General features: G+C 66.8%; 20 protein-coding genes. 5 read left to right on the forward strand and 15 right to left on the reverse strand.

The window, feature by feature from the left end:
- Positions 1 to 118 precede the first annotated feature (118 nt).
- Positions 119 to 1,354 (reverse strand): efflux RND transporter periplasmic adaptor subunit, encoded by a 1,236-nt coding sequence (locus tag UU9_RS07515; protein ID WP_007081136.1) that lies wholly within the window; start codon positions 1,352 to 1,354, stop codon positions 119 to 121.
- Between the two features lie 153 nt (positions 1,355 to 1,507).
- Between UU9_RS07515 and UU9_RS07520 the strand changes: the two genes are divergently transcribed.
- From UU9_RS07520 to UU9_RS07530, 3 genes are all read left to right on the forward strand, one after another.
- A complete protein-coding gene (locus UU9_RS07520) occupies positions 1,508 to 2,194 on the forward strand; it encodes a fumarylacetoacetate hydrolase family protein (RefSeq protein ID WP_007081137.1) in 687 nt (228 codons plus the stop codon).
- 97 nt (positions 2,195 to 2,291) lie between these two features.
- Positions 2,292 to 2,702 (forward strand): large-conductance mechanosensitive channel protein MscL, encoded by a 411-nt coding sequence (gene mscL, locus UU9_RS07525; RefSeq protein ID WP_007081138.1) that lies wholly within the window; start codon positions 2,292 to 2,294, stop codon positions 2,700 to 2,702.
- A 171-nt stretch (positions 2,703 to 2,873) separates the two neighbouring features.
- The gene (locus tag UU9_RS07530; RefSeq protein WP_007081139.1) at positions 2,874 to 4,307 is read left to right on the forward strand and encodes a M20/M25/M40 family metallo-hydrolase; all 1,434 of its coding nucleotides are present in this window, start codon (positions 2,874 to 2,876) and stop codon (positions 4,305 to 4,307) included.
- Between the two features lie 255 nt (positions 4,308 to 4,562).
- Here UU9_RS07530 and UU9_RS07535 read toward each other — a convergent pair whose 3' ends face one another.
- The 3 genes from UU9_RS07535 to UU9_RS07545 all read right to left on the reverse strand — a co-directional run bounded on the left by UU9_RS07535 (position 4,563) and on the right by UU9_RS07545 (position 9,500).
- On the reverse strand, positions 4,563 to 7,670 hold the full coding sequence (locus tag UU9_RS07535; RefSeq protein WP_007081140.1) for an efflux RND transporter permease subunit: 3,108 nt from the start codon (positions 7,668 to 7,670) through the stop codon (positions 4,563 to 4,565).
- A gap of 51 nt (positions 7,671 to 7,721) precedes the next feature.
- The gene (locus UU9_RS07540; RefSeq protein WP_007081141.1) at positions 7,722 to 8,837 is read right to left on the reverse strand and encodes an efflux RND transporter periplasmic adaptor subunit; all 1,116 of its coding nucleotides are present in this window, start codon (positions 8,835 to 8,837) and stop codon (positions 7,722 to 7,724) included.
- Positions 8,838 to 9,047: 210 nt separating this feature from the next.
- On the reverse strand, positions 9,048 to 9,500 hold the full coding sequence (locus UU9_RS07545; protein ID WP_040670530.1) for a MarR family winged helix-turn-helix transcriptional regulator: 453 nt from the start codon (positions 9,498 to 9,500) through the stop codon (positions 9,048 to 9,050).
- 76 nt (positions 9,501 to 9,576) lie between these two features.
- On the opposite strand from UU9_RS07545, the gene UU9_RS07550 reads away from it, so the two are divergent.
- Positions 9,577 to 10,098, forward strand: coding sequence for an O-acetyl-ADP-ribose deacetylase (locus UU9_RS07550; protein ID WP_007081143.1), 522 nt, complete (start codon positions 9,577 to 9,579; stop codon positions 10,096 to 10,098).
- On the opposite strand, the gene UU9_RS07555 is transcribed toward UU9_RS07550, so the two are convergent.
- The 11 genes from UU9_RS07555 to UU9_RS07605 form a co-directional block, all read right to left on the reverse strand.
- Complete coding sequence (locus UU9_RS07555) at positions 10,085 to 11,764, reverse strand: BatD family protein (RefSeq protein ID WP_007081144.1); 1,680 nt, start codon at positions 11,762 to 11,764, stop codon at positions 10,085 to 10,087. The genes UU9_RS07550 and UU9_RS07555 overlap by 14 nt on opposite strands.
- Complete coding sequence (locus tag UU9_RS07560; protein WP_007081145.1) at positions 11,761 to 13,734, reverse strand: tetratricopeptide repeat protein; 1,974 nt, start codon at positions 13,732 to 13,734, stop codon at positions 11,761 to 11,763. Before UU9_RS07560 ends, UU9_RS07555 begins: the two co-directional genes overlap by 4 nt.
- A complete protein-coding gene (locus UU9_RS07565; protein WP_007081146.1) occupies positions 13,731 to 14,717 on the reverse strand; it encodes a VWA domain-containing protein in 987 nt (328 codons plus the stop codon). The genes UU9_RS07560 and UU9_RS07565 overlap by 4 nt, the downstream gene beginning before the upstream one ends.
- On the reverse strand, positions 14,710 to 15,264 hold the full coding sequence (locus UU9_RS17290) for a DUF4381 domain-containing protein (RefSeq protein ID WP_007081147.1): 555 nt from the start codon (positions 15,262 to 15,264) through the stop codon (positions 14,710 to 14,712). Before UU9_RS17290 ends, UU9_RS07565 begins: the two co-directional genes overlap by 8 nt.
- Positions 15,261 to 16,202, reverse strand: a complete 942-nt coding sequence (locus tag UU9_RS07575) for a DUF58 domain-containing protein (protein WP_007081148.1) — start codon at positions 16,200 to 16,202, stop codon at positions 15,261 to 15,263. Before UU9_RS07575 ends, UU9_RS17290 begins: the two co-directional genes overlap by 4 nt.
- Entirely contained in the window at positions 16,199 to 17,194 is a 996-nt protein-coding gene (locus tag UU9_RS07580) for an AAA family ATPase (protein WP_040670534.1), read from the reverse strand. The genes UU9_RS07575 and UU9_RS07580 overlap by 4 nt, the downstream gene beginning before the upstream one ends.
- A 272-nt stretch (positions 17,195 to 17,466) precedes the next feature.
- Positions 17,467 to 19,707, reverse strand: a complete 2,241-nt coding sequence (locus UU9_RS07585) for a type IV pilus secretin PilQ (RefSeq protein ID WP_040670514.1) — start codon at positions 19,705 to 19,707, stop codon at positions 17,467 to 17,469.
- A 56-nt stretch (positions 19,708 to 19,763) separates the two neighbouring features.
- Positions 19,764 to 20,312, reverse strand: a complete 549-nt coding sequence (locus UU9_RS07590) for a pilus assembly protein PilP (RefSeq protein WP_007081151.1) — start codon at positions 20,310 to 20,312, stop codon at positions 19,764 to 19,766.
- The gene (locus UU9_RS07595) at positions 20,309 to 20,971 is read right to left on the reverse strand and encodes a type IV pilus inner membrane component PilO (RefSeq protein ID WP_007081152.1); all 663 of its coding nucleotides are present in this window, start codon (positions 20,969 to 20,971) and stop codon (positions 20,309 to 20,311) included. Before UU9_RS07595 ends, UU9_RS07590 begins: the two co-directional genes overlap by 4 nt.
- Complete coding sequence (locus tag UU9_RS07600) at positions 20,971 to 21,609, reverse strand: PilN domain-containing protein (protein ID WP_007081153.1); 639 nt, start codon at positions 21,607 to 21,609, stop codon at positions 20,971 to 20,973. Before UU9_RS07600 ends, UU9_RS07595 begins: the two co-directional genes overlap by 1 nt.
- Positions 21,609 to 22,673 carry a pilus assembly protein PilM gene (locus tag UU9_RS07605; RefSeq protein WP_007081154.1) on the reverse strand — a complete coding sequence of 355 codons (1,065 nt, stop codon included), beginning with the start codon at positions 22,671 to 22,673 and terminating at the stop codon, positions 21,609 to 21,611. The genes UU9_RS07600 and UU9_RS07605 overlap by 1 nt, the downstream gene beginning before the upstream one ends.
- A gap of 279 nt (positions 22,674 to 22,952) precedes the next feature.
- Between UU9_RS07605 and UU9_RS07610 the strand changes: the two genes are divergently transcribed.
- Complete coding sequence (locus tag UU9_RS07610) at positions 22,953 to 25,481, forward strand: penicillin-binding protein 1A (protein ID WP_007081155.1); 2,529 nt, start codon at positions 22,953 to 22,955, stop codon at positions 25,479 to 25,481.
- Positions 25,482 to 25,543: the final 62 nt, after the last annotated feature.

The raw sequence follows: 25,543 nt of genomic DNA on the forward strand, positions 1-25,543 counted from the left end.
GGCTTTCTCCGACGATGTGCTGGCGTTTGTGGGAGCGACTTCAGTCGCGATGCTTCTGCTTCTGGAAGCCCCGGGGAAGAGCATCGCGGCTGAAGCCGCTCCCACCGGGATATGAAATCTAGGGTTTCGCTGTCTGGACGTCCAAACCATCCTTCAATGCCGGTGGCGGCGACACCACCACGCTTTCGCCCGCGCTCACCGCGGTGGGCAGCAGGCGCAGGTCGCCGTAGGTCTGGGTGGCCGGCGTCACCGTGCGTTGATGCACCTGCTCGCCATCGAGCACGAACACCACGCTGTGGCCGTCGCGCTGCACGATCGCCGTGGCCGGCACCAATACGCCTTGCGGCGCGGCGGCGCCCGCTTTCGCCTTTTCTTCCAGGAACGACACCCGCGCGCCCATGTCCGGCACCACGCGCGCGTCTTTCTGCTCCAGCGCCACGCGCACCTTGATGGTGGCCTTGCCGCGGTCGGCGGTGGGCACGATGGCGACCACGTGGGCGGGAATCTTCCAGTCCGGGTACGCGTCCAGCACCGCGTCGGCCGGCATGCCCGGCTTGATCCGGCCGATGTAGGCCTCGTTGACGTCGACGTCGATCTCCAGCGAATCCATGTCCACGATGGTGCCCACGCCGGTGCGGGTGAAGCCGCCGCCGGCGGACAGCGGCGAGATGATTTCGCCCACCTGCGCGTCCTTGGTGGTGACCACGCCGCTGAACGGCGCGCGCACCACGGTGTAGTCGAAATTCACCTTCGCCACCGCCGCCTGGGCGTCGGCGGCATGCGCCTGCTGGCGCTGCGCGGCGAGCTGGGCGCGCAGGCTGGCCACCTGGGTTTGTGCCTGCTCGGCACTTTGCCGCGACACCAGCCCGCGCTCGACCAACTGCTGCTGGCGCTTCGCGTCGTGTTCGGACTGGTTCAATTGCGACTGGTACTGCGTCACCAGCGCATGCGCCGCATCGGCCTGCGCCTTCACCGCGGCAAGCGTGGCCTTGTAGCCGCTGTCGTCCAACCGCGCCAGCACCTGGCCCTTGCTGACGCGGTCGCCCTCCTCGATCAGCACCGCGGTGAGCGTGCCGGTGATCTGCGCCGACACGGTGGCCTGGCGGCGCGCGGTGACGTAGCCGGTGGCCTGCAGCACCGCGCCGGATTCGCCCGCGGCGGCGGGCGCCACGGCGATGGCGGTTTTCACCGGCAGCGGCCGCAGGCCCAGCCACAGCCAGCCCGCGCCGCCAAGCAAGGCGAGCAGCACCAGCACGCCGGCGACGATCCACGGCCAGCGGCCCGGGCCGCTGTCGTGCGCCTCGCGCTGGGCGCGATCGATGCGCAGTTCCTTCAATAGCTCGGCGTTGTCCACCCTCACTCCCCGACCGGTTTGCCCGGTGTGCGATGCATGCAAGATTGATCGATCGACCGCGGCGTGGTCAGGGTGCGGCATCAGCCATCGTCGATGACAGCTGTCACCCGGTTCCGAACGTCGCGTTGCACTGCGGTTTGCTACGCTTGGCGGATGACCTACATCATCGATCCGCCCGCCATTCCCAGCCTCCCCGTCATCGGCAGCGACCAGCGTTTCGCCGTCCGCCGCATATTCTGCATCGGCCGCAATTATGCCGACCATGCCGCTGAAATGGGCGGCACGGTGGATCTGGAACAGCCGATGTTCTTCTGCAAGCCGGCCGACGCCGTGGTCAGCGACGGCGCCGACGTGCCGTATCCGTCGGCCACGACATCATTGCACCACGAGGTGGAGATGGTGGTGGCGCTGGCTGCCGGCGGTACCGACATCGAAGCCGACAAAGCGACGGCGCTGATCTTCGGCTACGGCGTCGGGCTGGACCTGACCCGCCGCGACCTGCAGGCGCAAGCCAAGAAAAAGGGCCACCCGTGGGACGTGGCCAAGGGGTTCGACCATTCCGCCCCGGTGTCCGCCTTGCGCCGCGCGGCGGAAGCCACGCCGGGGGCGGGCACCGTGCTGCGGCTGGAGGTCAACGGCGAGCCGCGCCAGCAGACCACGCTGGAGCACATGCTGCATGGCGTGCCGCAGATCATCGCCGCGCTGTCCCGGCTGTTCGAGCTGAAGGCCGGCGACCTGATCTTCACCGGCACGCCGGCTGGCGTGGCCGCGTTGCAACGCGGCGACCGCTTTCACGCCGAGCTGGTTGGCGTGGCCGAACTGGATGGTCGGATCATCTGATTCCACCGGGCCAAGGCCGCGGGGTTTTCCTGTCCGTACACGCGACGAGGGGTTAAAGTCGCCATGCCATCCGGCTCGACAAGGGAGTATCCGCAGCATGAGCATGCTTAGTGAGTTCAAGACGTTCGCCATGCGTGGCAACGTCATCGACCTGGCGGTCGGTGTGGTGATCGGTGGTGCCTTCGGCAAGATCGTCACCTCGCTGGTGGATCAGATCATCATGCCGCCGATTGGCTGGCTGACCGGCGGCGTCGATTTCAGCAACCTGAAATGGGTGCTGCGGCCGGCCGACGCCACCGACCCTGCGCACAAGGTGGCGGAAGTGGCTATCCAGTACGGCGCGTTCATCAACACGCTGATCCAGTTCCTGATCATCGCGTTCGCGATCTTCCTGGTGATCAAAGGCATCAACAAGCTCAGCCGCAAGCAGGAAGAAGCCCCCGCCGCACCGCCGGCCGATGTGGCGCTGTTGACCGAAATCCGCGATCTGCTGAAGAACCGCCAGTAAGGTAGCCCACTCTGAGGGAGCTACTTCTGTGGGAGCGACTTCCGTCGCGATGCTTCTGCTCTGGAATTCCAACAAAAGCATCGCGGCTGAAGCCGCTCCTACAGTGACTTTTGGCCCAAGCGTGGCCAGTTCACCACGCCATAATCGGGGTTTCATCCGCGGAGTTCCCCGATGCGCCGTCTTCCCTTCACCTTGCTCGCCGCCAGCCTGCTGCTGGCCAGCGGCATCGCCAGCGCCGCCACCACCATTCCCGCAACAGCCGTAAAGACGGCCGAACAGTTGCGCGACCGCGCCCTGCACGACGACACCGGCTACCGCATCGTCGCGTCGCTGACCACCGAGGTCGGCGCACGCATGGCGGGCAGCGAAGCCGACCGGCGCGCCCGCGACTGGGCCGTCGCCAAGTTCAGGGCGCTCGGCTACGACAAGGTCTATACCGAAGCGGTGACGTATCCGAAGTGGGTACGCCGCAGCGAACGCGCCGCGATCGTGGCGCCGTTTCCGCAGCCATTGGTGGTAACCGCGCTGGGCTATTCGCCGGGCACATCCGCGGGCGGGCTCAGCGCGCAAGTGGTGAAGTTCGACAGCCTGGACGCCTTGAAGGCCGCCGACCCGGCCAGTGTGAAAGGCCGCATCGTCTACGTCGGCTATCGCATGCAGCGGGCGAAGGACGGCCATGGTTACGGCATGGGCTCGGCGGTTCGCACCGCCGGGCCGGTGATCGCCGCGGCCAAGGGTGCGGCCGGCTACCTGCTGCGCTCGGCCGGCACCGATGCGCACCAGCGGATCGCGCACACCGGCGTCACCGGCTTCCGCGACCCGGCCAAGGCGATTCCCGCCGCCGCCCTTTCCAACCCCGACGCCGACCAGCTGGAGCGCGCGCTGGCCTACGGCAAGCCGGTGACGGTGAAGCTGGATCTGGACTGCGGCCTCGACGGCGAATACACCGGCGCCAACGTGATCGGCGAGATCACCGGCGGCAAACATCCCGAGCAGGTGGTGGCCATCGGTGGTCACCTGGATTCGTGGGACCTGGGCACCGGCGCGATCGACGACGGCGCCGGCGTGGCCATCGCGATGGCGGCCGGCAAGCTGATCGGCGACCTGCCGCAGCGTCCCGACCGCACCATCCGCGTCATCGCGTTCGCCAACGAGGAGATGGGCCTGTGGGGCAGCCGCGCCTACGCCGACAAGCATGCCGCCGAGGTCAGCCAGTTCCAACTGGGCACGGATTCCGATTTCGGCGCCGGCCCGATCTGGCGCATGAGCGCCAGCGTGAAGCCCGATGCGCGCGCCGCCATGGCGCAGATCGCCAAGGTGCTGGCGCCGCTTGGCGTGGCCTACGACGCCAAGCGCCCCGGCGGCGGCGGTTCGGACCTGTCGCAGATGCACGCCAAGGGCATGGCCGCGCTGTCGCTGACCCAGGACGGCACGAAGTATTTCGACTGGCACCACACCGCCAACGACACGCTGGACAAGGTCGACCCGCAGGAACTGGCGCAGAACGTGGCCGTGTACGCCGCGTTCTCCTATATGGCCGCGCAGGCGGATGGCGATTTCGGCTCGGCGCCCGGCGCCTTTGCCAAAGACGATGCGGACGAGTGACGGCCGCTGCCTTGACGTAGCGGTCAAAGCCCCCCTCTCACCAACCCTCTCCCCCGGCGTTGCCGGAGGAGAGGGGGCCAAAAGCGACCAGTTGCGCGCTGTTGCTCCCTCTCCCCCGAGCGCAGCTTGGGGGAGAGGGTTGGGGAGAGGGGGGGCTCTTGACCTTCACTGCAACCAGGGAAAGTCTCAAGTGCGCCACACGCATGCCGCGACGCTTGCGACAGGGTGGGTCGCTACCGCGCCCTCGCGCACAACTCAGTCACCGCCTTCCGGAAGCGCATCGCGGGCGTGAGGCTGCTGCACGAAACGCAGCCGCAACCGGTCCATGTAGATATAGATCACCGGCGTCAGGTACAGCGTCAGCACCTGCGAGAAGATCAAGCCGCCGACTACCGCCAGGCCCAGCGAGCGACGTACTTCGGCGCCGGCACCGATGCTCAGTGCGATCGGCAAGGTGCCGGCCATTGCGGCCATGCTGGTCATCATGATCGGCCGGAAACGCACGCGGCAGGCCTCGAAGATCGCCTGTGCCGGTGGCATGCCTTCCTCGCGTTGCCGCTCCAGCGCGAAGTCGATCAGCATGATCGCGTTCTTCTTCACGATGCCGATCAGCATCACGATGCCCACGAACGCGAACAGGTCCAGCGAGGCCTGGAAGATCACCAACGTCAGCAGCGCGCCGACCGCCGCGGCGGGCAGGCCGGACAGGATCGTCAGCGGGTGGATGAAGCTCTCGTACAGGATGCCCAGCACCAGGTAGATCACGAACACCGCCAGCAGCAACAGCATGCCCATGCCCTGCATGGATTGCTGAAACGCCTGCGCGGTGCCCTGCACGCTGCCGGTGATGGTGGCCGGCAGGCCCATCGTCTGCATCGCGCCGTCGATGCTGGCCACCGCATCGCCGAGGCTGTAGCCCGGCGCCAGGTTGAACGACACCGTCACCGCGGGCAGCTGGCCCTGATGGTTCACGGTGAGCGCCTGCGGCTCGCGCTTGAAACTGGCCACTGCATTCAGCGGTACCAGGGCGCCGCTGCGGGAGGTGACGTACAGCCGCGACAGCACCGCCGGATCATTCTGCAGCTTGCGATCCACCTGCAGGATCACCCAGTACTGCGTGGCTGAACCGTAGATGGTGGAGATCTGGTTTTCGCCGAAGCCGATGCCCAGCGCGGTCTGCACCTGCGCCATGGTGAGCCCCAGCGGCGCCAGCTTGCTGCGATCCACATTCACCACGATCGAGGGGCTGTTGAGATCGAGGTCGTTGGTGACGTCCTCGAACCCCGGCAGCGCCGCGAACGCGCGCGTGACCTTGCCGCTCCAGTCGTACAGCGCCGGCATGTCGATCGACTGCAGCGTGTACTGGTATTGCGACTTGGACTGGCGGCCGCCGATGCGGATCGCCGGCGTGTTCTGGATATACGCGCGGATGCCGGGAACCTCGGCCAGCTTCGGCCGCAGCTCCTGGATGATCTGCTCCGGATCGAGCTTGCGCTCGCTGGCCGGCTTCAGCATCAGCAGGATCGAGCCGTTGTTGACCGTGCTGCGCGAGCCACCGGCGCCGATGCTGGACATGTAGCCGGCGATGTTCGGGTCCTTCGACACGATGTCGACCAACTGCTGCTGGCGCGCGCCCATGCCCTCGAAGGAAATATCCTCCGGACCCTCGGTGTTGACGCGCAGCTGGCCGTTGTCGCCGGCGGGAATGAAATCCTTCGGCGCCACGTAGAACAGCAACGCGGTGGCCAGCAGGCTCAGCCCGAACGCGGCCAGCACGATGCGCGGGCGATCCATGCACCAGCGCAGGCTGTCCGAATAGCCGCGCTGCACGGCGTTGAAGCCACGGTCGAAACCGCCTACCAGCCAGTTTTTCCGCGTCTGGTCGTGGCCTTTGACGAAGCGGCTGCACAGCATCGGCGTCAGCGTGATCGCCACGATGCCGGAGATCAGGATCGCCACGCTGATCACCACCGCGAACTCGTGGAACAGCCGCCCCACGATGCCGCCCATGAACATCACCGGGATGAACACGGCGATCAGCGACAGCGTCATCGAGAAGATGGTGAAGCCGATTTCTCTGGCGCCCTGCAGCGCCGCCTCGTACGGCGGCACACCCGCTTCCATGTGGCGCACGATGTTTTCCAGCATCACGATCGCGTCGTCCACCACGAAACCCACCGCCAGGGTCAGCGCCAGCAGCGAGAGGTTGTCGAGGCTGTAACCCAGCGCGTACATCACGCCGAACGTGCCCAGCACCGAGATCGGCAGCGCCACCGCCGGAATCAGCGTGGCTGACAGGCTGCCCAGGAACAGGTAGATCACGAACACCACCAGCACGCCGGCCAGCAGCAGGGTGAACTGCACATCATCCACCGAGGCGCGAATCGATTGAGAGCGGTCGTACAGGGTGGCCAGTTTCACCGACGGCGGCAGGCCGGCGCGGAAGCTGGGCAGCACCTCCTTTATGCGATCCACCGTGGCCACGGTGTTGGCGCCGGGCTGGCGCTGGATCGCCAGCACGATCGCGCGGGTGCCGTTGTACGAACTGGCCTTCTGGTCGTCCTGCACGCTGTCGCGCGCCACGCCGATATCGCGCACATGCACCGGCGCGCCGTTGCGGTACGCCACCACCACGTCGTTGTACGCCGCCGCGCGCTGCAGCTGGCCATCGCTGCGGATCGGCAACTGCTGGCGCGAGCCATACAGCGAGCCGGTGGACTGGTTGACGTTGGCGTCGGCGATCGCGTTCTGCACCTGATCGATGCCGATACCCGCGGCAGCGAGGCGATCGGGATTCACGCTGATGCGCACGGCATATTTCTGCGAGCCGTACACGTTCACCTGGGCCACGCCATCGATCATCGACAACTGCTGCGCCAGTTCGGTCTCGGCGTATTCGTCGACCTGGGTCAGCGGCATCGTCGAGGAGCTCATCGCCAGGTACAGGATCGCCGCGTCGGCCGGATTGACCTTGCGGAACGTGGGCGGCGTGGTCATTTCCTTCGGCAGCTGGCGCAGGGCGGAGGAGATGGCCGACTGCACGTCCTGCGCCGCCGCATCGATGTTGCGGTCCAGCTCGAAGGTCAGCGTGATCGAGGTGGAGCCCAGCGCGCTGGTGGAGCTCATCGAGCTGATGCCGGCGATGGTGGAGAGCTTGCCCTCCAGCGGCGTGGCCACCGCCGATGCCATCGTTTCCGGTGAGGCGCCCGGCAGCTTGGCGCTGATGCTGATGGTGGGGAAATCCACGTTCGGCAGTTCGTTCACCGGCAACTGCGGATACGCCACCAGGCCGAACACCAGTAGCGCCGTCATCAGCAGCGTGGTCATCACCGGGCGGCGGATGCAGAGCTGGGGGATGTTCATCGCGCGGCCCCGGGCAATCCGGCGCCAGCCGTATGGACGGCCATACCGACCTCAGCGCGCGGCGACATGCGCGCTCGCCCCGTCGACCAGCAGCATCTGTCCCTCGGTCACCACGTTCTCGCCGCCTTGCAGGCCCTTGTCGATCACGGTGCGTCCGGCACTGGTGGGGCCGGCGCTGACCGGACGCTGCTGCACTTTGCCGTCGGCGCCCAGCACGAACACGAAGCTGCCGTTGGTGGAACTCTGCAACGCGTGGACCGGCACGCTGACCACGTTGGTCAGCCGCGTGGTGGGCAGGCTCACCTGCACGAACTGGCCGGGCGTGAGGCGGTAGTCGGCGTTGTCGAAACGCGCCTTCAGCACGATGGTGCCGGTGCTGGCGTCCACCGCGTTGTCGACGAATTGCAGCGTGCCGGCCAGCGGCGCACCGTGGTCGCCGGACACCGTCACCTGCACCGGCACGTCGCCGCGCGCCAGCGCATCGCGCACGGCGCTCAGCGTGTCCTCGGGAATGTTGAATGCCACGCGCACCGGTTCGACCTGGTTGAGCACCACGATGTCGGTGCTGTCGGCGCTGATCTGCGCGCCCGGATACACCAGCGGCGCGCCGGTGACGCCGTCGAACGGGGCCACGATGCGCGCGTAATCGAGCTGCGCCTGGGCCAGCTCCTGCGCCGCCTGGTCGCTCTGCAGCGCAGCCTTGGCCACGGCCAGGTTGGCCTGGTACAGGTCGTAATCGGCGCGGGAGACGAAGCCCTTGCCCAGCATGTCGGCATAACGCTGCTGGTCGGCCTGCGCCTTCTGCAGTTGCGCGCGGTCGCGCGCCACGTTGCCGCGCGCCTGATCCAGCTGCGCCTGCAGCAAGCGTGGATCGATCTGCGCCAGCACGCTGCCCTTGCGCACGTGGGTGCCCGGCGTGAACGACAGCGACTCCAGCTGACCCGACACCCGCGCCCGCACGGTCACCGTGGACCACGCTTCCACCCGACCCACCAGTTGCAACGAAAGCTCGATATCGCCGCGCCGCGCGCTGGCCACCTCGACCGGTACCGACGCGGCGGCATGCTCCGCCGTCTTCCCGGCGCTGCCGACCGATTTCCCGAAATGCAGCGCCAACGCGATCACCAGCAAGACAGCGGCAATGAGGGCGACTTTTTTCCAGGACATGTGCGGTGGATTCTCGATCGGCACACCGCGGGGCGCGGCGGGGGAATGGCGGGACGACAGCGGTCGCCACAGCGGGGAAAGCGAACAACAGCACTACAACGCGGGCCCCCGTGCAACGGTTGACCGGGTATTCGCACGAATCCCCATTATGTCGTCGATCCGCCGCTGCCGGGCCACGACGGTTGGCACTGGCCGTCGGCGCGACCGGCGTCAGTTGCTGTCGTCGGCCTGTTCCAGCGCCAGCAGGTTGTCCTTGATGCGGCCGATCACCGCCAGCGCCTGCTCCAGCTCGCTGTGCGCGATGCCCTGGGTGGCATCCTTGCGCAGGCCGCGGGCGATCAGCTCCATGCCGCCGATGACTTCGCGCGATTGCTCGGTGACGTACAGCCGCCAGGCGCGGCGATCCTTCGGATCGGGGCGGCGTTCGACGAACCCGGCGGCCTGCAGACGGTCGATGACGCGGCCCACGGCGATCGGCTCCATCTCCAGGAATTCGGCCAGCTCGGTCTGCCGCAAACCCTCGCGGTGATACAACACCTTGGTGGCACGCCACTGCGCCCGGGTCAGCCCGAACGCTACCGCGCGCCGGTCGAAATGCTTGCGGAACAGCAAGGTCACGTCGCTGAGCAGGTAGCCGAAGGAGACGTCTTCTGTTTTTGCCATGATTTGCTGACCCTTCTTCACCCGACACGTACTTCGTTTGCAGCATACGTCGGGGCCATCCGCCAAACCAAGCCTTATGCCCATCCACGTCATCACCACCGATATCACCCGCCTGAGCGTCGACGCCATCGTCAACGCGGCCAACCCGGATCTGCTCGGTGGCGGCGGCGTGGACGGCGCCATCCACCGTGCCGCCGGGCCGCAATTACTGGCCGCCTGCCGCGCCCTGCCGGAGACGGCGCCCGGCGTTCGCTGCCCCACCGGCGAGGCGCGTATCACGCCGGGCTTCGACCTGCCGGCGCGCCACGTGATCCATACCGTGGGGCCGGTATGGCATGGCGGCCAACACGGCGAGCCGGCGTTGCTCGCGGATTGCTATCACCACGCGCTGCAATTGCTGCGCGAGCATCGGTTGCGCACGATCGCGTTTCCAGCGATCAGCTGCGGCGTGTACGGCTATCCCGCCGAGGCCGCCGCCCGCATCGCCGTGGCCAGCGTGCGCGCGGAACTGGCCGGCGATCCGGCCATCGAGGTGCAGTTGTGTGCCTTCAGCGCGGCGATGGCCGCCATCCTGCAGCGGGCGCTCAGTGAAGATTGAACGGATACAGCGGTGGCAGATCCTGATCGGTGGACGTCGGGCCTGACGACTGCCAGGCGAAGCCGCGCTTGAACACGGCCGCCAGATCGTCTGCGCCCGCCGCCGCACCGGCGTAGTGGCGTTGCTGCAGATGATCGATCGCACGGCGCTGCACATCGTCGGCCAGCGCGGCGGATAGATCGCCAAGATTCCGCAACAAGGGCCGCTCGGCACGCGCCCATGCCAGCAGGCTGTGCACCTGCGCCGCGGTGTCACTGCCACGGGCCGCCGCGAGAAACGCCAGCCGCAACTGCCGCGTCGTATCCGGGGCAGCGGCGGTCGTCGAAGCTGTCGTCGGTGTACGGCGCCAGCGCCACAGCAGCCAGCCCGACACACTCAGCAGCCACAGGCCGATGCTGGCCAGCGCCAGCCAGCGCCACCATGGCGCGGCACCTGCGGCGGTCGTGGACACCGGCGGCGATGCCGTTTCGGCACCTGCCGTGGTTGCCGATGGCGGCACCGCAGCCGCGCCCGCGGCCGGCAGCACGGTCACGCTGTGCGCGGGGATGCGCGCCACCGCCTCCGAGTGGGTCTGCACGTTCCACCATTTCAGCGTGGTGGCGGGCAAGGTCAGGGGGCCGGCGCGAGTGGGCACCACGGCGAACGCCTGCTCGCGATGTCCTTTCAGCCAGCGCCCGTCGTTGTCGGTGCCCGTCACCGGCTTGTCCGGATACACCGTGGCGCCGTCGATCCGGGGCAGGCTGAGCGCAGGCAAGGCTTCGAAGGGAATGCCGGTAGCCTGCAGTTTCATGCGCAGGTTGAGCGGTTGCCCCACTCGCACCTGATCGCTGCTGTCGGGCCACCCGCTCAGGGTCAGGGTCAATTCGCGCGCCGGCAGCCACGCGCTCTTGCCCCAGTCCGCCGGCGCGGCCTTGACCTCGACCGACGCGGCCGGCGCGCTCGCACTTACCGGTGTGCTGGCACCGAAAAAGCTGTTCGGGTCGCGCGGGTCGACCATCTCGCCCTGGAAACCCAGCGGCGGAATCTCGATGTGGCCGGCACGCTGCGGGGTCAAGGCAAAGCGGCGCTCCAGCACGCTGTAGGAGCGGCCACCACGCTGGGTGCTGTACTTCAGATCGTCACCCATGCGGCTGACCTGCACGCCGTCGATCTGCGGGCTGTCGAGCGAACCGCCACTGAGATCCACCGCGTAATACAGCCGCACCACGTAGCTCAACTGCTGCCCCACATAAGCCTGGCCCGGCTCGACCTGCGCCTCCATGAACACGTCACCCTGCGCACCACCGGCCGCATTCGGATCGGCGGGGTCCACCTGCAATTGCAACGGTGAGGTCTGCATGCCGGCCAGCGTCAGCGCGGGGATCTCCAGCGTGCCGGTGTGGCGCGGCCGCAGCGCCACGCCCAGAGTCAGCTCGGATGTGCGGCGGCCATTGATGATGCTGAGGCTGCGATTTTGCGACGTACCCAGGATGCTGAAATCCCGGTTCAGCGCACCGAGATCCGGTGTGGGCAGGTTGCCGTCGTAATCGTTGATGCGCAGGTTGAGCGTGACGGTTTCGCCCAGTTGCACGGTGTTTCGATTGAGCGTGGCCTGCACGCTGGCGGCGTGGCTCAACGCGGGCATCAGCAACCACGGCAGCAAGGCCAGCAGGTGACGGAATTTCACGGTTGGCCATCCTCGTTCGATGCGCCGCCATGGCGCTGCTGATATTCCAGTTCGAATTTCCGCCGCAGCAAGGCACCCGGGTCATCCGGTACCCGCTGCAACGCCTGGCGCAGATCGGCCGGCAACTTCGAGCTGGCATCCTCGTCGCCGACCGCGCCCAGCTGATGCGTCGGCGGCGAATCGTCTTTCTTCGAACCGGCCAGCGCGTCGTCCATCTGCTGTTTCAGCGCCTGTTGCGCCTGTTCCGCGCGCGCCTTCTGTTCGGCTGAGGGCGGCGATGCGGGCTTGTCCGGCGAGTTGTTGCCGGCATCCTTGCCCGCATCCTTCGTCTTGTCCTGCTGGTCCGATTTGCCTGCATCCGAATTGGCAGCCTGGCTGTCTTTTCCGGCTGACTTGGCGTCTTCCGGCTTCGACTTGTCTTGGTCTGCCGAACTCTTTTCCGACGACTTCGGCGACGGCTTTCCATCCGACCCTTGCGAGGAATCCGGGTGCTCCTGCTTGTTCTTGTCCCGACCGTCCTGGCCCTGCCCATTCTGGTTTTGGGAGGGCGAGTTCTTGTCACCCTGTTTGCCAGCCTGGGGCTGTGATTCGTCCGGTGGCGGCTTCTTCTGCTGTTGGCGCAGCCAGTCTTCCACCGCCTTGCGATTGGCCTCGGCATCGGCGTTGGCCGAATCGATTTTCAATGCCCGGTCGTAGGCCGCGATGGCCTGCGGATACTGACCCTGGCGCGCCAGCGCGTTGCCGAGGTTGTACGCCGCATCGCTGCCCGGCGCTTTTTCCAGCGCCTTGGCGGCAGCGGCGTAATCGCCGGAACGGTACGCGGCGGCACCGCGCCACTGCGGATCGCGGGCCAGTTGCTGCGCCTGTTTCGGCTTGCCTTGCTGCAGCGCCTGCGCCGCCTGCTGATCCGGTCGCTGCCACCAGTCCTGCCAGGTGCCGGCTTGCGCCGTGGTGGGCAGGCACGGCAGCAGGATCAACGGCAGCAGCAACAACCAGCCGCGACGGAACGCCAGCGCCGCGATCAACAGCAACGGCAACAACAGCCACGCGCCCTGATCCTGCCACTGGTCGCCCTTCTGGCTGGTCGGCACGGCGCCGGACGCGGTACGCAACAACCCCTGCAAGGCCCGCACATCGGCACCGTCGGCACTCATCGGTACATAGCTGCCACCGCCGGCGGCGGCCAGCGCGGCCAGCGCGCTGTCGTCGCGTTTGGCCAGCAGCAGATGACCCTGGGCGTCGTGCAGGAAACCATCGGCCAGCGGCACCGGGCCACCCTGCGTGGTGCCCACGCCCAGCACCGACACCCGCACGCCGGCCGCCCGCGCGGCGCGCGCCGCGGTTTGTGCAGCATCGTCGGCCTGATCGGTGACCAGCACCAGCGAGGCGTTCGCCACCTTCGCGCCCTGGACCAGGGCCACGCCGCGTTCGATGGCGCGCGCCGCATCATTGCCGTCGACCGGCATGGTGTCGGGCGCCATCGCGTCCAGCAGATCGTCCAGGCTGTGCACGTCGGTGGTCAGCGGGGCAACCACGAAAGCCTCGCCGGCGTAGCCGATCAGCGCGTTCAGCCCGTCGCGGTTGCTGGACAGCAGGTCGTGCACCTTGAAACGCGCCCGCGCGATGCGGCTGGGCGCAACGTCGTGTGCCAGCATGCGCTGGGACAGCGAGATCGCCACCACCTGCGCCGCACGCTTGGCATACAGCGGTTGCTCCACCTGGCTCCAGCTCGGGCCGGCCATGGCCAGCGCCGCCAGTGTCCAGCCCGCGGCAAACAGCCATAACGGCAGGCGCGACGAACCCGCGCGCCCCTGCAGCAGATGTGGCAACAGTTCGGCGTCGACCAGCCGCGCCAGCTCGCGCGACGCCGAACCGCGCCGCGCGCCCAGCCACCACCACAACGGCAGCAACAGCAACGCGGCCAACCACCACGGCTGCAGGAAATGGAAATGCTGCACGATCTGGTTCATGCGGCTGGCTCCAGCGGCCGCACGCTTCGCCGCGACGCCAGCGCCAGCAGCAGCAGGATCACTGCCGCGCCCAGCGGCCAGCGGAACCATTCGTGGCGTGGCCGTAGTGCGGGGCCGTGCTGGGGCATCGGTTCCAGTGCATCGATCGCCCGGTACGCGTCGGCCAGTTCGTCACTGTCGGTAGCGCGAAAGAAGCGGCCGCCGGTCTGTTTCGCCATCGCGGTGAGCATGTCGGCATCCAGATCGGCCGACGGATTCACCAGCTGGCTGCCGAAGAAACCGGGCACGCGCATCCGCGTGGCGCCGATGCCGATGGTGTAGATGCGCACGCCGGCAGCCTTGGCGGCGCGCGCCGCGTCGCGCGGTTCGATGCTGCCGGCGTTGTTGACGCCGTCGGTGAGCAGTACCAGCACGCGTGCCGGTTCGGGCAGCGCGGCCAATCGCTTCACCGCCACCGCGATCGCGTCGCCGATGGCGGTCTCGGTGCCGGCCAGGCCGACCGCGGCACCCTGCAACTGCGCGCGCACGGCACCGAGATCGTAGGTCAGCGGCGTCACCAGAAACGCCTGGCTGCCGAACAGGATCAAGCCCAGTTCGTCGCCGCTGCGACGGCTGATGAAATCACCCGCGATCGCCTCCACCGCGCCGAAGCGGCTGACCCGCTGACCGGCCAGTTCCATGTCATCGGTCTGCATGCTGCCGGACAGATCCACCGCCATCATCAGCGCGCGCCCGCTGCGCTGCTGCGCCTGCGGCGGGCCGATCCACTGCGGCCGCGCCGCCGCCGCCAGCAGGCACAGCCAGGCCAGCGCCAGCAGCCACGGCATCACCCCGCGTGTCGCCTGACCCGCGGCGCGCGACAGTTGCACACCCGGCTGCGGCAGATGCAGCGCCTGCACCGGCGCCGCCGCGCGCACGACGCGATGCAGCAGCCACGGCAACGGCAGTAGCACGGCGATCCACGGCCAGGCGAACTCAAACATGGCTCGACTCCGGCACAGGATCAGCCACCGCGCGCTTGCGGCGCTTCCAATATTTGTCGCGCAACGCCAGCCGCAACCATTCCCGGGCGGCATTCAGCGCTGCAGTGTGATCGAACGGGCCCGGCTGATAGATGTGCCGATCCAGCGTCACCAGCGTGTCCAATGCACCGGCATCCAGCGGCATCCGCGCCAGCGTCTGGCGCCACGCCTCACCGCGTTGTTGTGCGGCCATCGGTACGTGCAGACGCGCTACCCGTCGCAGCAATTGCTGGATGCCGCCGGCCAGTGCGGCGGCGTTGCCATCCTGCCCGTATCGCGTCGCCACCTGCTCCAGTTCGCGCAGAATGCGTTGACGTCGACGCGCCGTTTGCCGATGCCGACGCCAGCCCCATACCGCCAGCAACACGCCCACGAGGGCCAACGCGGCGAGCACCCACCATCCCGGCGCGGGTGGCCACCAGGAAGGCTCCGGCGGCAGGTGGATATCGCGCAGCGCGGGACCTTGCGTTGACGCCGCCGACGCGGGCGTGGCGATCAAGGCCATCATCTCGCCCCCTTCGCCGAACCCAGCACGGCGGACACGGCCGTCAACGGATCGGTCTGTGTATCCACGTTCCGCCAGCGCGTATTGGTGGATTGGGCCAGTTGCCCGAGCCGCGCACTGCCGGCGCCCAGCGTCTGCTGGAAGGCGCGGCGCTGGCGTTCGCCATGCAACACCACGTCGTAGCGTTCACCCGCGTGCTCAAGCGGGTAACGGCCCGACGGCGGCAGCGATTGCTCCAGGGCGTCGGCCACGACCAGCGCGCTGGCGCCGACGTGCTGGCGCAAGGCCAGCCATCGCTGGCGTGCGTCGGCATCGCAGCTGAAGCCGTCGCTGATCAGCAACACGCGGTTCGCGCCGTGCAGCAGCCGACTGATTCGCAACAGTGCATCGGACAAGGGTTCGGCACGCTCCGGCTGCTGTTCACCATGAACGTCCCATTCGGCCAGCGCGCCGCAGACTGCCAGCGCGCCGCGCGCGCCAGATCTCGGCCGCAGCAGTGCATCGACCTGGCCGAACGCCATGATCCCGACCCGTTCGCCCGCACGAGCCGCAACCCACGCGGCACACGCGGCCAGCCGCGCCGCCTGCACCGACTTGAAGCGCCGGCGGGTACCGAAACGCATGCTGGCATGGGTATCCAGCAGGATCATCAAGCAGCCTTCGCGATCCTCCTGGAACAGCTTGGTATGCAGTTTTCCGCTGCGCGCGGTCAGCCGCCAGTCCAGCCGCCGCACGTCGTCGCCGGCCTGGTAGACACGCGATTCGGCGTAATCCATGCCACGGCCGTATAGACGGCTGGACTGCTGTCCGCTGCGTGCCGCGTGGCTGGGCGTGGGCGCCATGCGTGCACGCCCGACCCGCGCCCGCAGCGCAATCAACTCGGCCAGCGACACGCTGCTGCGGCCGTCGCCATCGGGACGGTGTGCGGCGACGGCGTTCACGGCAGCGGCACGAGATCCAGCAGGCGGGCGATCACCTGGTCGGGCCGGATGCCCTCGGCCTCGGCCTCGTAGCTCAACAGTACCCGGTGGCGCAGTACTTCATGCGCGATGCCGTGCACGTCCTCCGGCAACGCGTAGTCGCGTCCGGCCAGCCAGGCACGGGCGCGGGCGCAGCGATCCAGCGCGATGGTGGCGCGCGGGCTGGCGCCCCAGGCGATCCAGCGTTTCAGTTCGGCGCCATAGCGGCCGGCATCGCGCGTGGCCAGCACCAGCTGGGTGAGGTATTCCTCCAGCGCCGCACTCATGTGCACGGCCATCGCCGCGTCGCGCGCGGCGAACACGTCGGCCTGGCTCAGCAACGCGGGCGTGGTGGCGACGGGATGCGCATGGCGGACGGCCTGCTCGCGCGCCAGCTTGAGGATGGCCAGCTCGGCAGCGGCATCCGGATAGCCGATGGTGACGTGCATCAGGAAGCGATCGAGCTGCGCTTCCGGCAGCGCAAACGTGCCTTCCTGCTCGATCGGATTCTGCGTCGCCATCACCATGAACAAGTCCGGCAGATGCCAGGTGGCGCGGCCCACCGTGATCTGCTGTTCGGCCATCGCTTCCAGCAGCGCCGACTGCACCTTGGCCGGCGCGCGGTTGATCTCGTCGGCGAGCACGATGTTGTGGAACAGCGGCCCGCGTTCGAATTCGAAGCTGCCCGTTTGCGGCCGGAAAACGTCGGTGCCGGTGAGGTCGGCCGGCAGCAGGTCGGGCGTGAACTGCACCCGATGGAAGTCCGCCTCGATCCGCGACGCCAGCGCCTTCACCGCGGTGGTCTTGGCCAGGCCCGGCGCACCTTCCACCAGCAGATGCCCATCCGCCAGCAAGGTGACCAACAGGCAGTCGATCAAATGCGGCTGACCGATGATGCAGCGCTGCAGGTCTTCGCGCAGTTGCGCAAAAGATTGCTGCAAGGGGTTCAGTGCGGGCGTTTCGGGCATATCCATCATCGATTCCGTTTTTTGCTGGCTTGGATGCCTGCGGCAGGCGGGAGCAGGGCCGATGGCCTCGTATCTGCACGATTGAACCGCGTTGCCGTTCAAGAGGCGCGAACGGCGTTGCCTTTGCCGGTGGGGTTCGGTACGCGGCGGGGAATGCAACGCCTGCAGGCGCAGGCGTGCAACTGACCACGAGGATGGCCGGAAGTTTAATCGACACGGACAACCGGCAAGAAAAAGGCGGCCGAAGCCGCCTTTTTCCATGCGTGGGCAAGCCCGCTTTACTGCAAGGTCTCGCTGAGGATGCGCGGCGTCACGAAGATCAGCAGCTCGGCCTTGCTCTCGTTGCGCGACGTCTTGCGGAACAGTACGCCAAGACCAGGAATATCACCCAGGCCCGGAACCTTGGACGTGGAGTTGGCCTTGTTGATCTCGTAGATGCCACCCAGCACCACGGTCTGCCCGTTGTCCACCAGCACCGAGGTGTTGATCTCGCGGGTGTCGATGGTCGGGATCTGGCCGCCGCCCGGTACCGGCACGTAACCGGCGATGGCGTCCTTCTTCACGTTGATCATCAGGTAGACGCGGTTGTCGGCGGTGATCGTGGGCGTCACCTTCAACTCCAGCACCGCATCCTTGAACTGCACCGTCGCGGTGCCGCTACCCGAACCGGCGCCGGCGCCACCGCTGTTCTGGAAGGTCACGTAGCCTACTTCCTGACCCTGGCGGATCACCGCTTCCTGCTGGTTGGCGGTAATTACGCGGGGACTGGAGATGACTTCGCTGCGACCTTCGGTCTGTGCGGCCGACAACTCCAGGTCCAGCGCATAGTTGGCACCCAGGATGGCCAGACCGAAGCCACTGGTGGCGCCGCCCGCAGGCAGGTTCACGTTCATGCCACCGGCCGGCAACGTGACCGAGCCCATATGCGGAGGCGCGCCATTACGACCGTTCGCTATCCAGTCGTTGACGGCATTGTTGTAGTTGACGTTGCGGTTGTTGATATCGACGCCGTACTTCTGCGCCTGGGCACCCGAGCCGCCCAGCGTGATCAGGTTGTTGCTGTTGGACTGCGAGCCGGATACGCCCCACTTGGCACCCAGTTCGCGAGTGAAGTCGTCGTTGGCCACCACGATGCGCGATTCGATCAGCACCTGCTGTACCGGACGATCCAGCTTCGCGATCAGCACGTGCAACTGCTCGAGCTTCTCGGGCGTGTCGTTGAGCAGCAAGGTATTGGTGCGTTCGTCGTACGACACGCTGCCGCGGCGCGAGAGGAAACCTCGCGAGTTGCTGGCGCCGCCGCTGCTGCCGCCGCCACCCTGCATGCTGCCGGTGGTGAGCAGCTTGGCGATGTCGGCCGCCTTGCCGTAGCTGATCGGGATGTAGGTGGTGACCAGTTCGGCGTTGTCCTGCGCCTTCAGGCGCGCCTGGGCCACGTCGTCCTCGTATTTGGCCAGCTCCTGCTGCGGCGCGATCCAGACCACGTTGCCATCACGGCGCTTGTCCAGGCTCTTGGCCCGCAGGATGACGTCCAACGCCTGATCCCAGGGCACGTTGACCAGCCGCAGCGTGACGCTGCCGCCCACGCTGTCGGATGCGACCAGGTTGAGGCCCGAGATGTCGGCGATCAACTGCAGCGCCGAACGCACCGGGATGTCCTGGAAATTGAAGGTGACGCGCTTGCCGTTGTACACCGGCGGCGCGCCCGCCTTGCCCAAGGCATCGGGTTTGGTTTCGGCACGGCGCGGAGCGACCTGGACGACGAACTGGTTGCCACTCTGGTAGGACGATGTCTCCACTTCACCCTTGACCGCGATCTCCATGTGGACACCGCCCACCTTGCCGCCCCGGGTGACGATGGACTGCACCGGCGTGGCGAAGTCCAGCGTATCCAGCCGCTGGGCCAGGTTGGAGGGCAAGGTGGCGTGGTCGATGTCGACCAGCACCTTGTCACCCTTGCGCACCATTTCGGCGTTGGCGCCGCTGCCGCTGAAGGTGATCAGCACCTTGCCCTCACCGTCGGGGCCGCGGCGGAAATCGATGTTGCTGACCGCCGGACCGTTCATCGACGATGGCAACGCCTTCGACGGATCGATGGTGGCCGCAGTGGTGATGGACTGGTCGGCGGTACCGTTGTTGATGGTCAACAGCAGGCTGTTGCCCTTGACGCTCGACCGATAGGTGGATGCCTGCATCAACTCGACCACCACCCGCGTGCGGCCACCGGCCGACACGGCGGTGACGCCCGAGGTGGATCCCTTGCCGATGGCCAGATGCCGCTGCGCCGCGTTGTCGGTATCGGCAAAATCCACGGCGATGCGCGGTGGCGTATCGGTGGTGAAGAACTTCGGCTGCGGCACGGCGCCGTTGGCAAAGTTGAGGTGAAGCTCAACCGCACCGCCCGGCAGGGTGTCGTAGCTGATGTCCTTCAACGTGTTGCTGGCCGCCATGGCCGTGCCGGCCCAGGTCGTGCCGGCTAGCAGAAGGCCGGTCAGCAGGTAGCGAGTGGCATGGCGCATTACACGGCCCCGGACGGATTGGATTTCGTTGGTCATTGGCATCAGCCCCTGTATTCCTATTGCTCGCCGAGCGCGATGCTGGCAGGACGTTCCATCCAGCCACCATTGCCATTCGAAATCAGCTCGACCAGTTCGATGTGGTCCTCGCTGATGGCGGTCACGCGTCCGTAGTTCTGGCCCATGTACTCGTTGCGGTGCACCTGATGGATCACCCGACTCGGATCCTTCACCAGTGCGATGGCGCCCGGCCCGGTACCGATCGTGCCGACCATCTTCAGGCTATCCAGGGCGAACGCTTCCAGCGGCTCCTTCGCACGGTCGGCATCCGGCCGCGGACCACTGCTGGCGGTGGCGCCGTTGCTTTCCATTTCGGTGGCGCTGGGACTGAAGGGGTCGCGCCGATCCTGGTCGTTGTACTTGAACGTCTCGAATGTCTTGATCACCGGCAACGGCTGGATCGGCTGACCCTTGCGCGCCTTTTCCTGGGCGACCCAGTCGCGCAGGTCGGACATGCCGCGGGTGCATCCGCTCAACACCAGCGCAGCGGCCAGCATCAGCAACACCCCTGCGGCCCGGCCCGGCTTGATGGCAGCAAACTTGGTCATTTCCGCCCCCCGGCCTTCTTCTTGTGCGTCGACTTGGCCTCGGCGCTTTCGTCATCGTCGAGATAACGATAGGTCTTTACCGTCCCCTGCAACACCAACTGGCCATCGGAGGCACCACCCGCCTTGGACGGGCTCTTCGGGGTAAGCGACACATCGTGCAGGGTGAGGATGACTACCCGTGGCAGCGAAGCCACACCGCTGATGAAGGCGCCGAACTGGTGGTAGGTACCGCTCATGCGCAAGGTGATGGGCTTCTCGGCGTAGAAGTCCTTCTTGGTTTCATTGCCTGGCTGGAACAACTCGGTCTGCAGGCCGGTCGACAGCGCGGTTTGCGAAATGTCGACCAGCAGTTCAGGCATCTCGGTCTTGCTGGGCAACTGGCGCAGCAGCTGCCGCAGCATGTCCTGCATCTCGTCGAGCTGCTGCTGCAGCGCCTCCAGATTGACGGCCTTGGCCTGCTTGGAAGCGAAGTCCTTCTTGAGCTGGACTTCCTTGGTGGCCAGTGCGGCCAGTTCGTCCTGCTGGTTGCTGACGGATACGTACCAACCGATGAACACGATGGCCACGAACAGCAAGCCGGTGAAGAAGATCTTTACCGAGGATGGCCAGCCGCCAACGTTGTTGCGGTCGAGATTGCGGATGTCGTTGAAGAACTTCATCAGTGAGTTCCTCCGGTCGCCGCTTTCTTGCCGGCTGGCGCGGGGGCGCTGGCGGCGTCGGCCGGCGCATTGTCACCGGCGGCAACCTCGTCGGTCTTTGGCCTGTTCAAGGCCACGGTCAGGCCGAAGTTGTAGGGCATGCGCGTGGCGTTGTGGCTGTTTTCGGTCTTGCTGAGGTCGGCGTGCCCCATCCAGGGGGATGCTTCGATGTTGCGCATGTACTCGGCGACGCTGGCATTGGATTGGGCCGCGCCATTGAGCGTCATCGACTGGCCACCCTGCTTGAGGCTGGTCAGGCGCACGCTGGCAGGGATGGTTTTCACCAGTTCGTCGAACAGGTGCACCATCTGCGAGCGATCGGCCTGCAGCTGCTCGATGATCTCCTTGCGCGCCAGCAGGCGCTGACGCACTTTTTCCAGATCCTTGATCTTGGCGATCCGTACATCCAGTTGCTTGATTTCCGTCTGCAGATAACCGTTGCGCTCGTTCTGGTTGTCGATGCGCTGGCCCATCCAGAACATCCACAACAGCACCACCAGCACGGCGGCCACGGCGGCGGCGCCCAGCTGCATGTAGAACTCGCGCTCGCGCTGCTTGCGACGTTCGGCGCGCCACGGAAGTAGGTTGACGTGTGCCATCAGTCGAAGCTCCTCAGTGCGAGGCCGACGGCGATCATCAGCGAAGGCGCGTCCTGGGCCAGCGATTGCGATTGCGACTGCACCCGCGGCGCCAGCGACATGCGGGCCAGCGGGTTGGCAACCACGCACGGCACGCCCAGCTGCTCCTGCAGCATCGGCGCCAGCCCCTCGATGGAGGCGCAGCCGCCAGCCAGCATCACCTGGTCGACCTTGCTGTACTCGCTGCCGGCAAAGAAGAACTGCATGAGCCGGCCAACCTGCTGCACCAGCGATTCCTTGAACGGGTCCAGTGCTTCGCTGGCGTACGACTCGGGCAGACCGCCCTTGCGCTTGGCGCGGCCGGCCTCCTCGTAGGAGAGGCCGTAGCGGCGCATGATTTCATCGGTCAACTGCTTGCCGCCGAAGACCTGTTCGCGCGAGTAGATGGTGCGCTGGTTGCGCAGCACCGACAGCGTGGTCATGGTGGCGCCGATATCGACCACGGCCACCAGTGCCTCGCGGCCCACATTCATCTGGTCGGCGACCATGGCGAACGCGTTTTCCATCGCGAACGCCTCGACGTCGATCACATTGGCGGTGAGTCCGCCCAGATCCAGCGCCGCCACCCGCATGTCGACGTTCTCGGTACGCGAGGCGGCCAGCAGGATGTTGTTCATGTCGGCGTTGTCGCGCACCGGACCGATGACTTCGAAGTCGAGGCTGACTTCCTCGATCGGGTAAGGGATGTACTGGTTGGCCTCGACCTGGATCTGCCCTTCCAGGTCGTCATCGGACAGTTCGGCCGCCATCGGGATGATGCGGGTGATGACCGCCGACCCCGCTACTGCCGCTGCCGCGTGCTTCACCTTGCTGCCGGAGCGGGCCATGGCGCGGCGGATGGCGTCGCCGACTGCCTCGACCTCGACGATGTTCTTCTCGACCACCGCATTGGGTGGCAACGGCTCGACCGCGTAATGCTCCACGCGGAAACGCCCGCCTGCCTGACTGAGCTGCAGCAGCTTGACGGCCGTCGAGCTGATGTCGACACCAATCAATGCCGGCTTCTTGGGTGTAAAGAGACCCACGGTGTTTCCCCCCTGCCCCTGACGCCCGGACCGGAATCCCGGTCGGTACGCCACGGCATTAAATCGAAAAATTTACGTAATGGCAACGGCCTACGCGAACTTTCTCAAGCAATTCTCGTGATAGGCGCCACAGTTGAGCCATCCCCCGGCAACCCCGGCTCTGCTTTGCGCCCCCGTGCCATCCTGCGGATCCCCCGGCCTGCCCGGCGCCGGAACGCCTTCAATACTGCAACATCTATACTCTGGCATGTTTTGACTCAAGTCTCGCTAACTGCATCCATGCATATTTTGAAGCGTCTGTTGCGCTGGGCACTGGTCCTGGCTTTCTCCGGTTTTCTGCTGGCCATCCTCGCCGTCGGCGTGACGTACTGGTTGATCGCGCCGCGGTTGCCCTCCGTCGAGGTGCTCAAGGACTACCACATGCAGGTGCCGCTGCGCGTGCTCAGCGCCGACGGCAAACTGATTGCCAGCTTCGGTGAAACGCGACGCATACCGGTGGATATCGGCAAGGTGCCCGACCGGCTGAAGCACGCCGTGCTGTCGGCCGAGGATGCCGATTTCTACCATCACCCCGGCGTGGACTGGCACGGCATCGTGCGCGCCGCCTGGCACGTGATCGAGACGGGCGGCGACAAGGGCTCGGGCGGATCGACCATCACCCAGCAGGTCGCCCGCAACTTCTTCCTCAGCCCCGAGAAGCTGTATTCGCGCAAGATCACCGAAATCTTCATCGCGCTGCGGATGGAGCAGGAGCTCAGCAAGGACCAGATCCTCGACCTGTACCTCAACAAGATGTTTCTCGGCCACCGCTCGTACGGCGTGGCCGCGGCCGCTTCGTACTATTACGGCAAGACGCTCGATCAGCTGACGGTGGCCGAATCGGCGGCGATCGCGTCCAGCTTCCAGTTGCCGTCGGCGGTCAACCCGATCAACAACCCCAAGCGCCTGCTGGCGCGACGCAACTGGGTGCTGAGCGAAATGCGGCGGCACGGCTACATCACCGAGGCGCAATACGAGCAGGCGCGCACCGAGCCGAACCACGGCGCGCCGCACGAGCAGCCGATCGAACTGGATGCGCCGTACCTCGCCGAGATGGTCCGGCGCCAGGTGCTGGACCGGCTGGGCAATGACGCGCTGACCGAAGGCTACGTGGTGAAGACCACCCTGCGCAGCGATCGCCAGCAAGCGGCGGTGGACGCGCTGCGCCGCGGCCTGGTGGCTTACGACCATCGTCACGGCTGGCGTGGCGCGGAGGCCCATCAGGACCTGCCCGCCAATGCAGGCCCCTCCGATTACAAGCAGGCGCTGTCGGGCTACACCGATATCTCCACCCTGGAACCGGGCCTGGTGACCGCCAGCAGCGCCCACGGCGCCACGGTTTACCTGCGCAATGGCGAACAGGTCGAGTTGTCGCTGGGCGCCGTCAGCTGGGCCAGACCACATCTGAGCGACAGCGGGGTCGGCGCCACGCCGACAGCGGTGGACAGCGTCATCAAGCGCGGCGACATCGTGCGGCTGTCCCACGATGACAACGGCGCATGGCAACTGGCGCAGATTCCTGCAGTGCAAGGCGCACTGGCGTCGGTGAGCCCCGAGGACGGCTCGATCCAGGCGCTGGTCGGCGGCTTCAATTTCATGCGCAGCAAGTTCAACCGCGCGGTGATGGCCGCGCGCCAGCCGGGTTCCAGCTTCAAGCCGTATCTCTACTCGGCGGCGCTCGACCACGGCTTCACGCCGGCATCAATCATCAACGACGCCCCGCTGGCCCTGCCCGATCCGTCCCGCCCCGGCGGCCTGTGGACGCCCAACAACGACGACGGCAAGTTCGCCGGCCCGATGCGGCTGCGCGAGGCGCTGGTGCAATCGAAGAACCTGGTCTCGATCCGGCTGCTGGCGGCCATCGGCGTGCGCTACACGCGCGAATACCTGACCCGCTTCGGCTTCGCGCTCGACGCCATCCCCGCCAACCTGTCGATGGCGTTGGGCACCGCGTCGGTGTCGCCGATGGGCATGGCGCGCGGCTACGCGGTATTCGCCAACGGCGGCTACCTGGTGACGCCGTACTTCATCAGCGAGATCGATGACCGCAGCGGCACGGCCATCTACGTGGCCAACCCGGCGCGCGCCTGCCGCGATTGCCAGGAGCGGCTGCTGGACACCAGCGTCGCCGGACCGCCGCCGGCCAACATGACCGCAACCCCGGCCAACGACGTGGCCCACGCCGCCTCGGCATCCGCCGCCAGCGAGGACGGCATCGATGCGGTAGGCGATGCCATCCTGCCGCCGGACGCACACGGCGACAGCAACCACCCGCCCATCCTGGCGCCGCGCGTGCTGGACCCGCGCAACGATTTTCTGATCACCTCGTTGATGAAGGACGTGATCCTGCGCGGCACCGGCTCCGCCGCGCGCGCACTCGAACGCGACGACCTGGCCGGCAAGACCGGTTCCACCAACGATCATCACGACGCCTGGTTCGTGGGCTTCAACGGCGATGTTTCCACCGCCGTATGGGTGGGCTTCGACAACTACGATTCGCTGGGCCGGGGCGAGTTCGGCGCCAAGGCCGCGCTGCCCATCTGGATGGATTACATGGGCAGCGTGCTCAAGGGCCTGCCATCGAATGCGCTGCCGATGCCGCCGGGCATCACGACGATCACGATCAACCGCGACAACGGGCTACCGACCGCGTCCGACGACCCCAACGGCGTCAGCGAGATCTTCAAGGTGGAGGATGTCGATCGCCTGCGCGCGCAAGCGCAGCAGCAGAAGGAACAGGAGCAGCAACGCGCCTACGACATCTTCTGACGGCGGGTGGTCGAAGCCGATGTCGCGCCGCGGTCGCGTATCGAGGCGCATACCCTCGCCCA

It is taken from the genome of Rhodanobacter fulvus Jip2 (genome assembly GCF_000264315.1).
GTDB classification, from domain to species: Bacteria; Pseudomonadota; Gammaproteobacteria; order Xanthomonadales; family Rhodanobacteraceae; genus Rhodanobacter; species Rhodanobacter fulvus.